Raw genomic sequence first — 14,428 nt, 5'->3', positions numbered from 1 at the left:
ACCTCACTTATACAGCGTTTGTGGTATCACTAAGTACTGTTTCTTCTTTTGGTCCATTTTTTGTTAAATCTTTCATCAAAAAAAGAGAAACTGCAAGTTTTCCCCACAGTTTCTCCTTTACGCTTCTAGCGATGCCTATAGTTAAGGAGCGACGCTTTCACCGTGTTTCTTTTTTCTTGTTACTGCGACGACAAACAGTACTAGGAGTGCATACCCAAGAATGATCAAACCGCTTGTGTTTGACGAACCTGTTTGTGGTAATTTTCCTTGTCCAATTTGAGAACCATCTGCTACGATCGTTTTCTTATTGTCATCGTCTGCTTCTTCCTCTTGCGTCACCGTTTCACCGATTCGACCAGTCACAGAGACTTGCCCTGTCGTCGCCTCTGCGACGCTGGTTTCCGATAGATCCCAGACAGTCAGAGTCAGTAACACAGCTACGAAAAGAACGATTCGTTTTCGTTTTTTCATACGATAGATCCCTTCTTTACTGGGATTTCAATTCTTAGTCTTCCTCTACATCCGGCGCAAAGCTCAAGACCAATTTGAAACTTGGATTTGATTCTTCTGATGCATCGGTCGGTGTTGCTTCACCAGTGAACGCAAATGTTCCTACATTCGTACCTTGGTTGCCTTCAAGGGTAAATAATTCTGTTTCTGCTACGGTTGGTGTGCCGTTTTCAAACAACTCGATACCATTTACGTTTAACAAGTCTACTTCATCCATATTCAATGGTGTATCGACACCCGCAACAGAAGCGATCACACCAACTGCTGAGTTATTTGTCACAGTGTAGCTAGGTGAAACGATCTCTTTGTGGCTTGACTCTTCTGTCGTATAGAACAAAGCAGTCGTTGGAATCGTCACATTGATCCATTGGTTCAAATCGTCGGGATTTGGTCCAGGGGTTGTGTTATCGAATGATCCGATGATCCCGTTTACTTGGACATCTCCTGACGTATCGCCTTCACGTCCGTCAATGGTTTGTGTCGCAAAAGCGGTGGTGCCGCTTGCGATTACTCCTGCGATCGTTGCTGTACTTAGAATGGCTGCTACAAATTTTTTCATTTTTATTTCCTCACTTTTCCTTTTTTTAATTCTTAACGATAATCGTTAATTCAGCTTCAGTGACCCCTTGTTTTTCTTTGCTTTCAGGGTCGTAAATATTGATGGTGGCTTTGGCGGGATATTCCCCTTTTGCCAACGGTGTCGCCAAGGCGACATTTTCAACAAATTGGTTTGGATAGATCGCACCGGAAGAATAGATGACTTCCCCGCTCGACAGTAAAGAGATATCCACGGCGATTGGGTACACATTGGTGCCTGGATTGACGATCTCGATGGATCCTGTGCTTTGACCATCTTCAAAAATGGCTTCTGGATTGATTTGCAGCGTGAAATAATTCGCATCTGCAATTTCCTGCGCCCGTTCAGATAATCGCTGATCGGTGGCATCGCCAGATTCTGGCAACAGGTCGGCACTGATCAAAGGGACTGCTGCTTTGGATTGGTAAAAGTAGTACCCGAGTCCACCGGCAAGTACTAGCAACAGCAACAACCACAAGATCCATTTTCGTCGGTCCTTCGTTTCGGTTTGATTCGTTTGCTCCAATGGATTCACCTCCTTCACGTTTGGTACGATCTTTTTTCTTTAATCTCGTGGGACAAAGCGTAAGACGATGCGATACTTCGGTACGAGCAAGTCTTCATAATACCCACCTTGATCGGCTTCTGTATCAACGATCCATTGGGGATAGTCTCCATAGAAGTCCCCCGTTAAGGAAATCGGCACGCGGCTTCTTTCTTCTAGGCGAACCAAGTGTTGTTCCTCCATCGCTTCATAGAGTTGGATCTGTGTTTCTTCCGTTTTTAGATTCAATCGCAACAGCGGGGTTGAGATATCGTCATAGGTCAGGGTTGGGTCTTCTTCTTCGCTTTCACTTTCGGCATAGTCGAGAGGATCTTCTCCCGCTTCTAATAAGACAATACTGGCACTATCATCGATCGCCAGTTGATTGACGTAGGTATCCACGGCAAGTGGCGATTGATTGCGGATCTCATACGTTTGGCTTTCAAAATTACGATTCGATTCCGCTGTGTTGTACAAGGATTCGAAGACCATTTTGGTTGGGATCGTCACCCGCATATGCTCCAGTTTCGATGTCACATCGATACCGACTGTCAGCTGGTAGGCTTTATTCCCCACCTCAAGAATAGCAAAGTAGCTACCATCTTCGTCGACTTCTCGTGTAAGATCCGTTTCTACGATGCGAAAGTCTTCCGTCATATCCGCTTCCGTCAAGACGTTTGCGGCTTGCGCACGACTTTCTTGAAGGATCAAAGCATCTAATTCTTCTTGCGTGCTTAATTCATTAATTTTATAGCGATCTAAGGTGATATTGTATGCTTCAAAGTTCACACCTTTAATCACGGTTTGACGAGCGGTCACATCGACATAGGTCTCAATCGACGGTTTTGATAAGAAAATCGACACTTCTGTCTCTGTTTCCAATCGTTCATTTTCTCTTAGTAGAATACGGAAATAGCGATACAGCTGATTTTCATCACGATAGTCGCCCCATTCGATTCGTTCAGAGTTTTTGTCTAATTCGACGAGTTCTCCGTCAGTATTGGTATAGGAAATCACTGTGATATCGGTATCCTCGTACATAGAACCAGTGATTTCAGTCGACTGATCACTCAATGCATCGATTCGGGCAACGAGGCCTTCTGGTTCTGAAAAACGAATTTTATTGTAATTATTTTTCGCAATCACTTGATAAATATCTGTTTGTGTTTCAAGACTTTCTAAGGAACCATCGAATTGTTCGCCACTCAGCAATCTGGAACGTGCTTCGCCATTTCCTGTGCCTCCATAGGGGAAGGTATTGCCACCATTTCGATTGATTCGCATCGTTCCTGAAATATTGATAAATTCTTCCGTTGGTGCCTCTAAAGAAGCATTTTCCCAAACTGCTAGTTTTTGACTCGCCACATTGATTCGCAAACCATTCGCAACCGTATTTTGTGCAGATCGGATCAAACGCTGCAATTGCGCATTGGCTTGACCAGTTCTTGTCGTAGGATGACTAATTTCAAACAAATTCACATTGTTTATATTCAATCGTGCATTGACAAGTCTGAAATAAAGAACTTCAGATTTATTTCTTATGGTTTCCAATACAACCGTAGAATCTTCTCCTGCCGAAAATGAATTCCGCACATTGACTAACGGGCGATTGATAAATTCCGCCGATGTTCCCATACCTGTCCGATTATCGGTCATGGAAAAATTAGCTCTGGCCCCTACTGTGATATTCGCAAATGAATTCGAATGATTGCTTGAGGCATTGCCTCCCGCCTGAGTATTTAAACCTCTCGCAACACCTTTAAAGGTCGCATCATCATTGAGAATGAAATTAGAGGAAGTCGTGACTCTAAATATTCCTCCAGATTGATCCACGTCAAGGGTAGCTCCTTTGCCAATCCGAACAAATGAATTACTAGCCGTCAACCATATAAAGCGGGAATCTGAAGTTGTTCGATCTCTTCTTGATGTCATGGTGGCATTGTCTTGCAATTCCACTCTTTGCGACACTTGGATTCTAGAGTAGTTTTGACTTGTTGCTGAATTTTGAATCGCCGTCGTTGTTGGCTCTGTCAAATGAACTTCAGCATGTTGTCCAAGCGTAACGGAACGAACAGTGGTGTTTCCTGTCATTCCCCTCGCTGCGTTGATTCTCGTATAGGAATTTTCGCCAAATAGCAGATCCGTCGTTCCGACGCCTTGTAAAAATCGTCCCCCCGTATCAACTTCGACTTTACTTGCTTCTTCCATCGTAAATTTCGAGTTCGCCAAGGTTAAACGAAAGACCGCTCGTGCTGCTTGTCGCGTAGTATGATTGACCGTTACTTTCGCTTCACGTCCGAGTTTGATTTCTTCTCTAAAGCGGAAAAAATCAACATTTGCATTGCTTCGTCCAGAAACGGTGATCTCAGAGTGATCGCCCACATGCAACCTGCGAATGGTTGAAGAAGCAGCAGATGAGGTACCGCCGGTAAAGCCTTGTGCGGTTTGTAGGCTGATCGTATTTGCTTCACCAATATAGATATCTGTTGTGCTGCGACCAGTGACCAATGGTCCTACTTGATTGAGGGTGATGGTTGCATTTGCTTCTGATAGAAATTGGGATGCCGCCGACGTTGAACCCAATGCAATGAAAGGATTGGCGGCTGATGACGTGCGAGAATAATTGATCGTCGCTTTTTCTCCTAGAAAGAAGCGTCGTTGCACGGAAAACGCATTGGCTGCTGCACTCGTTGAATGTTCAGCAATCGTGATTTCAGCCCCTTCAAGCAGCTCAAATTGATCGACCATCGTTCCAGCGGTGAAGCCATGACCTAACACACCAGTAAGTTTCGCGTATTTCCCTAAAGTTACCTGAGCCAAGCTTGCGTTGACGAACGCCCCACGCTGATTCACAGCTATTTCTGAATAGTCACCAATGGTGATTTTTCCGTTGCTCGATGCTAAACCGATGACGACATTCGATGTACTTGCTGAAGAGGTCGTTCGCGTTCTCGGTACGTCAATTGTTGTATGACTGCCGACTTGAACCGAAGACGTTGCGAAAAAGGTGCGATACGCTTGACCAACAGTGGCATTACTAGGTTCACTGATGGCTATTTCCACCTGATCACCAATCGAAATACTGTCAACGGCTATGTTGCCATTAAACCCGTTGCTATGCTGATTGTTCATTTTCACGTGGTCTTGGATCACGATCGTGGAACTCGCCACCCCTGTAAACATTGGTCCATGCTGCGAGATCTTGGTTTGTGTGTGCTCCCCCAAATCGATGGCAGAATTCGCACTTCGAAGTTGAATAAATGCCTCGGTCGTTGTGCCCGTCCGCGTTCCCTCGATGATGGTAGGTTGGTCTGCGGTACTATTTTCAACGATGAAGCGGCGTCCGACATTGATGGCGGGTGTCGTACTGACTGTTCCATACTCAGATAGCTTTAACTGACTACCTGCTTGTAACCGTATCTCTCCTAACGTACTGGTAGAGTTCCCGGAAAGTCCTTGTCCTGTACCAACATCCAGAGTTGCCCCTGTGGCTAACGTCAATCGGCTATCTTGATTGGCATTTGGCAAGGAGACCATCGCACCAGATTGGCGAATCGTCGTCACACTTCCTTGACCAAAATCAAGGCTTGCTGCGGTACCCGTCATGTGAAAGACGGTGCCAGTATTGCTGTTGGTACTGCGAGTGACAGAAATTTCAGCTTGACTAGCGACTGCTACTTGGTTCATTTCAAAAATCGGTGTGGCATTTGAGGAGCGATGATTGATCGTCAATTGCCCTTCAACCAAAAGCCTTTCCGCCGTGAACAAGGTTGGAATGGAAGACGTCGCTGTCGTCACCACATTGGTTCCTTTGAAATGAAGTTGTGCTTGGTTGTTATTCACCACGCGTCCTGCGGTAGTGGTCAGCTCCAGTTGGGTATCTTCAAAAGTAATCGTTGATGCCCCAGTTGTTTGAGCCAGCCCTTGCGCTGACTGGATGCCTTGTTGCTGCACCCCTTGCCAAGTCAGTTGAACAGGTGCTGCAAACTGCATCAGGTTCTCGGCTGCCGTCTGTGAAACGACCACAGGTGTTTCTTGACTACGAAAGGTAACGTTCGTCCGTTGGATCCCACTGATTGGCTCAGTTAATGCCAAGTTGCTGGCAAAAGTAAGCACTAGCGATTGCTCATTGGCGATTTCTTCGTAACGATACTCCGTGCCCTCTTCATCGGTGAAGGGTTCCCCAAGTAAAATTGCCCGCAATTGCGCCTCACTTGCTACAGTCAGTGGGATGGTTGCAGCATCTGCATCGAACCCTTCGACTTGCTCGTTTTCAGATTCTGGCTCCTCTTCATCTTTTGAGCTGTCTGGCGTTTCTGCTTCGGGCAGTGCTTCAGTTTCTTCTACTTCTTCTTGGCTAGCGGTCGTTGAATCATCGGTGGCTTCCGATGAGGTTGTTTGTTCCTCGCTGCTTTGCTCGGTTGACTCTTGCGTTTCCGATTGATCAGCAGAATTATTGGTTTCCTCCCCAGAAGATTGTTGCGTCCCCTCAGAAAGTGACTCTGTTTCTGCATAAGCAACTTGCTGGAACGCCATCGTCGTGTTGACGCCCGTGCTGCTCAGTAGTAAGACGGCCGAAAACAATGTAAGTAATTTCATCATATCCTCCTTTCTTCAAGTCTTTGTTGCGTTAAGAAAGCTGAAAACTAGGGAATAGCTTCTTGCTTTTTCACGCAAAGCTGTCTCAATATTCTTCGTTTTTGAGGGAACGACAAAAAAAGACATTTTGATGAATCAAATGTCTGGAGAAAGTTGTTAGATTAAGTTTTCATAAAATAATAACTACATACGAGTTCTATATTCTCAAAAACGAAGGTTATTGGGACAAATTATTTGTAAGTATGACACGCGTGTTCCTTACTAAACTAAGAATAGCGTGCTCGTTTCTCAAAGGAAAATCATTATTTTCATAAACACCTGAAATAGATGAATAAATAACATACCTATTTAAACGCGTGAACAGCACAGCAATTGGTTTAAAAGAGCGGTTTTTGATGGGGATTTATTTTCCTTTCGAGGTGTTCCCAATCGCGATCATCTGGGAGAGATTTTAACAATAAGTAATCTGTTTTGACTTTATAATCAACGAGGTAGCGATTGTAATTGGTCACGATCAAATCGATATGGGCAGCATGAAGCGTATGTTTTGTTAAATATTGCAGTTGAACAAACGTCAATTTATGCTTGCTGCCAAATCGCTGGATCGCTCTTGTTTGGATATGCTGGCACACAAAATGATCCCCTTCTAAGAGGAAATAAATGGTTTTTGCTGGTGCATAATAATCGAAAATCAGCTCGCTATAAATCGTTAAACTGACACAGATGTCTTCTAAGTAGGCAGTAGACAAAGAGAGTTTTTTGCTCTGCTCCTTAAGAAATTGTAAGTTCTTTTGGTAACTCTCACTGTTGGAACGCATGATCACCTCTTTGATATCATCCATTTCCTTGTTCAAAACCGGCGCAATCGCATGGTTAATTTTTCTCGATAAAAAGAAAGAACGTAAAAAAGTCGCAACCGTTTTGGCTTGTGCTTGGGGAACCTCATGGTTTTGAAGAAACAAGTCCGTCACAGTTGTGATGGCTTCGCCTTGATGAAATTGTTGGTAAAATTTTTCCTCTCGTTCTTCTTGATCCAAGGTTCGCTTGCACAAGGTGACTAAGTAGATCCAAGCGAATTCTTCTTTGGGCAGCTGAACCTGATAGATTTTTTCAATGCCTTCCTTCAGTGCGTATAGCTTGGAAAAACTGTTCCCTTTATACGCCTGTCTAACCAGTTCTTTCGGCATAGTGATACGATAGCCGAGGCTCGCACGCTTGATGGCAATATAAAACGTGTAGTAAAACGCTGCGGGAGTCGCCCCAGATCCGATTTCATAATAGCCGAACTTGTCCTCCAATTGACCTAAGATCAATTCATGCAAGGCTTGATCTGGAACCAACGTATAGATCGTTTCCACACCTTCGTAATAAAAATCTTTGAAAAACTTACGCAAGTTGGCTTCACTTCCTTCAATCGTTAAGGGATTTGATGCCCACTGCAAGCCATAGCTTTTTAAAATAGGGTTTCGCTGATTGAGTAGACGCCGAAACGTACTCTCTGAAAAGTGATAATGATGTGCCAGCTCATCCACCTTAGATAGTTTGCCATGGAAAATATTCCCGATAATTTCAAATAAGCATTCATTTTTTAACAAGCTTTGCTTTCTTTTTTGATAGTCTGCTGGCTTTTTCTCTTCGAAAACAAACCCGCTATTGCCCGAAACGAGGGCAATACTGTCCCCAAAATATTCTTTCATGTATTTGATATCATTGGCAATCGTTCGTTGCGTCACCTGATTGCGCTCTGCTAAGTCGCCAATCGTGAACACACGGTCTCGCTCAATCGTACTCAGCAGCCGAAACAAGCGCGCGGTCGTACGGTTGCTGATGAAGGCCAATTGCAACTCTCTCATTCATCCCACTCCTTTTTTTCAAGAAATTCTTTTCTATACTATTACATAAATAGCACACTATTTGGTAATTATATACTCAAATTTATATATTTTTAATCAAAAAACCTACTAAAAATGAAAAAAATAACGAGGAGAAATTCATTTTTTAGACTTATCCTATTCTTTTTTGCTGGAGGAAAAAGAAAAAAAGCCGCAAGCAGCGCTCGATGAAAGAGCTGCTTGCGGCTATTTTGGTTTTCTCATTAAAATAAATACTGGGCTGTAATCGAGGACTGGCACTCGATCAGTTTTTCTGGAATCCCTTCGTACAACACTTCGCCACCGCGAATCCCGCCATCAATGCCGACATCGATCAGCCAATCCGCTGCTTTCATGACCTCAAGGTTGTGTTCGATCACGATCACCGTGTTGCCTTTTTCCACTAGCCGTTCGATGATCGCCAAAATGCTCTTGATGTCTGCCATGTGCAATCCGGTCGTTGGTTCATCCATAATGTAGATATTGCCTTTTTTGCTTAATTCTTTTGCTAACTTCAGTCGTTGGCATTCACCACCAGACAAGGTATTCAATGGCTGTCCAAGGGTCATGTATCCTAGTCCCACAGCCAAAATCTGTTTTAGTTTTCTTTGAATCGCTTTTTCCTCAAAGAATTCCACCGCTTCTGTGATGCTCATGGCAAGGACTTCATCGATCGACTTGCCTTTCAAGCGATACTGGTAGACTTCTTCTTTAAACCGTTTGCCGCCACAGGCCTGACACAAAACCTCGACGGAATCCATAAAGGACAGTTCCATCTTGATGGTCCCGTGGCCTTTGCACGTTTCACAGGCGCCTTCGGAATTGTAGGAAAAAAGACCTGCTGAGACCTTGTTTTCTTGGGAAAATAACTTCCGAATGTCATTCATGATCCCAGAATAGGTCGCTGGATTGGAGCGGATATTTCCCGCCACCGCTGATTGATCGATCATAATGGCTTCGGGGTATTCTTTAGCAAAAACCCCATTCACTAAACTGCTCTTTCCAGAACCAGCAACACCGGTCACCACTGTAAATACTCCTAATGGCACCCGCAGTGCTGTATTTTTCAAGTTATGCAGCGTCGATTTTTTCGTTTCGATAACCTGCTGACTCTGGCGAGGTGCTTCTTTAAAGTCCACCATCTGTCCAAATGCTTTGCCAGTCAGTGTATCTGAGCGCAGCAATCCTTCAAAGGTTCCTTCGTAGGTAATATAGCCGCCATTTTTCCCCGCTTTAGGACCAACATCGATAATATGGTCAGCTGCTTTAATGACATCTGGATCATGCTCCACTACGATGACGGTGTTTCCTTTGTCCCGTAGTTTGACTAACAATTCATTCAATCGATGGACATCCCTCGGATGCAGCCCAATACTCGGTTCATCAAAAATGTAGATCACATCGTTCAAGCTAGAAGACAAGTGTTTGACCATTTTTACCCGCTGACTTTCCCCACCAGAAAGGGTCGTCGTTTCACGGTCTAAGGAAACATAATCCAACCCGATATTGATTAGATCAGTGATTCTCGCTTGGATGTTTTGAAGCAGTGGTTGGACACTCTCCTCCGAGATTTCTTGAAGAACCGTCAATAGTTCATCCACTTGCATCGCCAAAAAGTCCGCAATCGAATAGCCCGCGATTTTGCACGCGAGTACTTGTGGATTGAAGCGGTTTCCCTGACAGTCAGGACACTTCTGTTCATTCATGAAAGAAGCGATTTTCTTCTGGGTAGCAGCGGAGCTTTCATTGCCGCCCTTGATATTGGAGCGATTAAAACGAGCGACTAAGCCTTCATAGGTGGAACTCATCCCTTCCATATACAAGGAATCGATTTTTTCTCCTTGGGCATACAAAAAGCGGTTCATTTCTTCTTCGCTATATTCTTTCAATGGCTTGTCATTGTCAAAAAAGCCCGTATTGGTGAAAGACTTCAGCAGCCAAGAGCCGACTTTATAGCCAGGAAGCAAGATCGCCCCTTCGTTTAAGGACTTTTCAAGATCCAGTGCCTTTTCTAAATCTAAGCCGACGATGCGCCCAATCCCTTCGCAAGTGGGACACATCCCATGAGGATCATTGAAAGAGAAATTCCATGCAGGACCTAAATACGGTTGACCAAGACGAGAAAAAAGCAAGCGGATCAAGGGATTGATATCCGTGATCGTCCCTAATGTGGAGCGGGAATTGCCGCCTAAACGGCTTTGATCAACTACTACCGCCATCGAAAGATTGTCGATGGCATCCGCATCGGGCTGGCTATATTTTGGCAAAAAGTTGCGGACAAATTTCGAAAAGTTCTCATTCAGCTGTCGACCTGCTTCTTGTGCGATCGTGTCAAAGACGATCGATGACTTGCCTGAACCAGAAACACCCGTGAAAATCGTGATTTTTCTTTTGGGAATCTTCAAGTCAAAGCCCTTCAAATTGTTCTGCCTGGCGTTGTGGATCGTAATGTATTCCTGCATGCTATACCCTCCCAGATTCTGTTGAATTTTTTCAGTGAGCGACCATTATAGCACAAACATTCTCGCTGTTTCTCGGAATTTTGAAAAAAAACTATGTTTATTTTATGTTTTGTTCTAAATGCTGGAATAGCAAGGATAGAGGGCTTATGCGATTTTTCGATAACTGTTGCATAGAAAGGAATTTAGCGTGCGAACGAAGTTAGAAGACAGAGCGAAGAACGAGTATTTTGAATGACCTTAAATTGCTAAAAGGTAAAAAAACAGTCTATTTCCCCTTGCTTGCAAAGTGAAATGGACTGTTTTCATGAAATAACCTTTAACCGTTTGAAGCCGACTCTTATAGATCAGCTCAATGCAGTTGACGGAAACGTTTTGATCAATGTCACCGTTTCTTCTGCCCCATAATCCCCTTCGGCATATAAATCAAGATACTCTTCCAACAAATAGTCAGCAAGGTCTTGGGAAGATTGCGTAAAACCAGCCTTTTCGTAAGATTTGACTGCAGCAATATTTTTTCTCGATGGTCGCATCATCAATTTTTGAATGCCGAATGTTTCATGTAAATGATCACCGAGGGTGACGATCGCATCGGTGCCAAATCCTTTGCCGCAATGAATTTCCCGATTCAACCAGATATCCAGTTCTGCTATGCCGTCTTTTAGATGAAATGAGGAGTAGCTAATAAAGCCAATCGGTTCACCTGCATGTAGAATCAAAAAGCCTCTGCCATCTTGCGGTTGGGCACCAGTAAAGTAATACTCTTGATAGTCCTCAAAAAACTCTGCTTCAGTGGCGATCGGTGCATTAGGATAAGAAGGTGGTCCGGAATGATATTTTGTGGTTTCAGAGTGAAAACACCATTGATAGACCGCCTCTTTATCTTTGATTTCCGCAGGGGTTAAAGTGACTTTGTTGCCTGTTAGCATGTAGCACACTCCTTTGCTTAGTTAGTATATGATAGCTGCTGTGCTTATTTTAATCAAAGGTACTTTAGAAAACAACTGCTCGCCAATTCGTATATTAAATATAGATTTCGTTTAGGAAAACAAAAAAACAATTGCTTTCTTTCATTTTTCAAAGACTTACTATGTAGGTTACATACATAAATAAAACCGAAACAGCAGACTTCCTCTCTGTTTCGGTCTTACTTCATTAGTCTACGAAAAATTCTTCCAACACTTCTTGCATTTCATAGGCATGTGCCGATTTGTTTGAACATACCGCGATCAACAACTGCTGATCTGGGTAGTAGACGGAATGGTAGTTGACCCCGGGATCATAGCCCATCTGGATGTACTTCACCACTTTTTGTTCTACCACTTTCATCAAACCGCCATAGCCATAAAAAAATTCATCTTCCTCATGGACTTGTGGTGTCAAAAATATCTCGGTCATTGTTTTACTCAGTAATTGCCCGCTCATCAATGCATGCCAGAATTTTTCTAAATCTTCAACTGATACATAAGCACCGCCATCCGGCCCGCCCTTGGCTGGGATGGAAAATATATTGGTTTTCAATCCTGATTCCGTTTCAATATATCCCAATGCCGTATTGCGAGGCAGCGTGTCTTGGGCAAAGTAACCAGCATCTGTCATTTCTGCTTTTTCAAAAATATTCTTTTCAATATAGTCGGTAAAGTGCAAGCCGCTAACTGCTTCTACCACCATTCCTAAGAGGATGTACCCTGCATTGTTGTACTTGACCTTGCTTCCCACTGGATCAGCCATGGCTTTTTTTTGAAAAAGCGGCAAAAAATCACGGGGGGTTCGCACTCGATAGGTCGGCAAATCTTGCCAAAGTGCTTCAAAATCATCGGATACTTCTTCATCAAAATAGTCAGGGATACCAGAGGTATGTGTAAGCAAATGATGAACAGTCACAGCTGGATCAAAGTTTGGCAATACATCTGGAACACACTCCTGCAGTGTCGTGTCCAAGCTCAGTTTGCCTGCTTCAACTAATTGGCAAATGGCTAGTGCCGTAAAAAGCTTGCAACCTGAGGCAATGCCAAAACGGGTATGGGCACGATTTAGCAATTTGTCTGCATCGTTTGCATAGCCAAAAGAGCGATCCACCAAAACCTTGTCAGCTTTGACCACACGAATGTTGCCATAAAAAGCGTACTCTTTTTGCTTTTGTTCTAATCTCTTATCAATTAATTGGGTATTCATTATTTTTCCTCCGAATGTTTCGTACAAGGACAACTTGTCGTCAACACCAGCCTACCCTTTTCATATTTGGAAACGCAACATCCTTATCTCCTCCTATCTGTTATCAGGGTATCATAGAATAAAGCGCTTCACAATGGTGGTATCTTTGTACTTTTTGTGCAAAGACACCCAACCATTCTAACCATCTATCATTTCATGAGCAATGACAACCTATCTCATCATTTGGTCCAATGCCTCAGCAACGAACCCTACATCCGTTCCAATAATCAACTGTAAATGCTGTTCATCAATAACGACAAGTCCTGCAATTGGTGGTTGTTTAAGTGTCTTTTGATCAACGATACTTACCTTTTTTACGGCAATTCGTAAGCGCGTGGCACAGTGATCGATACTTTGAATGTTTTTGGTATCTCCTAATGCGACAAGAATTTTTCGGGCTAGCGCATGGTGATTATCTTGGCCTTCTTTTGCCTTCATTTTGGAAAAAGGAACGTCATCTTTCTCTCTGCCAGGTGTCATTAGGTTGAATTTTTTGATAGCAAAATAGAAAGTAAAGTAATAAACAACTGCCATCGCCGCTCCTAAACCAAGCAACATATAAGGCTTATTGGCAATAGGAACCCTCAAACTCAAAAGAAAATCAATAAAACCTGCACTGAAATTGAAACCAGCCGTCCATTGGAAAGTTGCCGCAATCATCAATGATAAACCAGTCAATCCAGCATGGATGAGGTATAGCGGCCAAGCAACGAACATGAAAGAAAATTCTAAGGGTTCAGTCACACCAGTAAAGAAAGAAGCAAAGGCTGCCGCAACCATTAATGAGCCAATTTGTTTTTTCTTCTCAGGTCTTGCACATTGATAAATTGCGTAAGCACCGGCAGGTAGGCCAAACATCATCACTGGAAAGAACCCCGCCTGATACATTCCAGTCACACCTTTGACTCCTTCACTCGCCCAGAACTTGCCAATATCATCAATCCCTGCAATATTGAACCAAAAAACATTGTTTAAGGCGTGATGCAAGCCAGTCGGGATCAACAGCCGATTAAAGAACCCATATAAACCAGCACCGATGGCTCCCAAGCTGGAGATCCAACCACCAAATGACACGAGTCCACTGTATACCGTTGGCCAAAGGAAAATTAAAACCGCCGATGCGATGGCCATAACCGCTGTTGTCAAAATCGGAACCAGTCGCTTGCCACTAAAGAAAGAAAATGCCCTTGGTAACTTGACTTGCCCAAATCGGTTATAGGTCTCAGCAGCAACGATCCCTGCCAAAATACCGATAAAAACATTTTTGTTATTGATGGCAGAAAAAGCAATATTGACCGCTTCAGCATCTATACCCTGAAACATAGCTACAGCGCTTGGTGTTAGCAACGTGATCGGTGTTAAAAAAGCGACTAGTCCAGAAACAGCGGCAGCACCATCCTTATCTTTAGCCATACCATATGCCAGTCCGACAGCAAACAAAATACCTAAATTATCTAAAATCGTACTACCAGTCATCAGTAAAAAGGCAGCAAGTAAATTGTTACCTCCCCAACCACTAGGATCGATCCAATAACCGATCCCCATAAAAAGTGCTGCAATTGGTAATGTAGCCACTGGCAGCATCAATGAACGCCCGATTCGTTGCATATATCCTTTCATCTCTCTTGATTCCTCCAACTCTGTCATTTGTGTG

General features: G+C 43.5%; 8 protein-coding genes and 1 pseudogene. All 9 read right to left on the bottom strand.

Annotated features, from left to right (window positions below):
• Positions 1-141: 141 nt before the first annotated feature.
• Positions 142-471, bottom strand: coding sequence for an LPXTG cell wall anchor domain-containing protein (locus IGI77_RS02770; RefSeq protein WP_438769428.1), 330 nt, complete (start codon positions 469-471; stop codon positions 142-144).
• 34 nt (positions 472-505) lie between these two features.
• On the bottom strand, positions 506-1,069 hold the full coding sequence (locus IGI77_RS02765; protein WP_015508954.1) for a hypothetical protein: 564 nt from the start codon (positions 1,067-1,069) through the stop codon (positions 506-508).
• A 25-nt stretch (positions 1,070-1,094) separates the two neighbouring features.
• Positions 1,095-1,613: a hypothetical protein gene (locus IGI77_RS02760; protein WP_429966787.1), complete on the bottom strand. Its 519-nt coding sequence runs from the start codon at positions 1,611-1,613 to the stop codon at positions 1,095-1,097.
• Between the two features lie 39 nt (positions 1,614-1,652).
• On the bottom strand, positions 1,653-6,233 hold the full coding sequence (locus IGI77_RS02755) for a hypothetical protein (RefSeq protein ID WP_438769426.1): 4,581 nt from the start codon (positions 6,231-6,233) through the stop codon (positions 1,653-1,655).
• A 374-nt stretch (positions 6,234-6,607) separates the two neighbouring features.
• Positions 6,608-8,083, bottom strand: a complete 1,476-nt coding sequence (locus IGI77_RS02750; RefSeq protein WP_438769423.1) for a helix-turn-helix domain-containing protein — start codon at positions 8,081-8,083, stop codon at positions 6,608-6,610.
• A 242-nt stretch (positions 8,084-8,325) separates the two neighbouring features.
• Complete coding sequence (locus IGI77_RS02745; protein ID WP_438769421.1) at positions 8,326-10,563, bottom strand: ATP-binding cassette domain-containing protein; 2,238 nt, start codon at positions 10,561-10,563, stop codon at positions 8,326-8,328.
• 344 nt (positions 10,564-10,907) lie between these two features.
• Positions 10,908-11,489, bottom strand: a complete 582-nt coding sequence (locus IGI77_RS02740) for a GNAT family N-acetyltransferase (RefSeq protein ID WP_060792968.1) — start codon at positions 11,487-11,489, stop codon at positions 10,908-10,910.
• 226 nt (positions 11,490-11,715) lie between these two features.
• Positions 11,716-12,735, bottom strand: a complete 1,020-nt coding sequence (locus IGI77_RS02735; RefSeq protein ID WP_375814807.1) for a serine hydrolase domain-containing protein — start codon at positions 12,733-12,735, stop codon at positions 11,716-11,718.
• A gap of 219 nt (positions 12,736-12,954) precedes the next feature.
• Positions 12,955-14,394, bottom strand: a pseudogene (gene nagE / locus IGI77_RS02730) (N-acetylglucosamine-specific PTS transporter subunit IIBC); the annotation flags it as partial.
• Positions 14,395-14,428 lie beyond the last annotated feature (34 nt).

This window comes from Enterococcus sp. DIV0213h (assembly GCF_051711285.1).
Lineage (GTDB): Bacteria > Bacillota > Bacilli > Lactobacillales > Enterococcaceae > Enterococcus_D > Enterococcus_D casseliflavus.
Note: the sequence above shows the minus strand (reverse complement) of the source record. Positions and strands in the feature narration are given on the sequence as shown.

Excerpts from the sequence above, each read along its gene's own strand:
- IGI77_RS02740 (WP_060792968.1), bottom strand. The coding sequence starts at position 11,489 with ATGCTAACAGGCAACAAAGTCACTTTAACCCCTGCGGAAATCAAAGAT.
- IGI77_RS02750 (WP_438769423.1), bottom strand. The coding sequence starts at position 8,083 with ATGAGAGAGTTGCAATTGGCCTTCATCAGCAACCGTACGACCGCGCGC.
- IGI77_RS02770 (WP_438769428.1), bottom strand. The coding sequence starts at position 471 with ATGAAAAAACGAAAACGAATCGTTCTTTTCGTAGCTGTGTTACTGACT.
- IGI77_RS02735 (WP_375814807.1), bottom strand. The coding sequence starts at position 12,735 with ATGAATACCCAATTAATTGATAAGAGATTAGAACAAAAGCAAAAAGAG.
- IGI77_RS02765 (WP_015508954.1), bottom strand. The coding sequence starts at position 1,069 with ATGAAAAAATTTGTAGCAGCCATTCTAAGTACAGCAACGATCGCAGGA.
- IGI77_RS02755 (WP_438769426.1), bottom strand. The coding sequence starts at position 6,233 with ATGATGAAATTACTTACATTGTTTTCGGCCGTCTTACTACTGAGCAGC.
- IGI77_RS02745 (WP_438769421.1), bottom strand. The coding sequence starts at position 10,563 with ATGCAGGAATACATTACGATCCACAACGCCAGGCAGAACAATTTGAAG.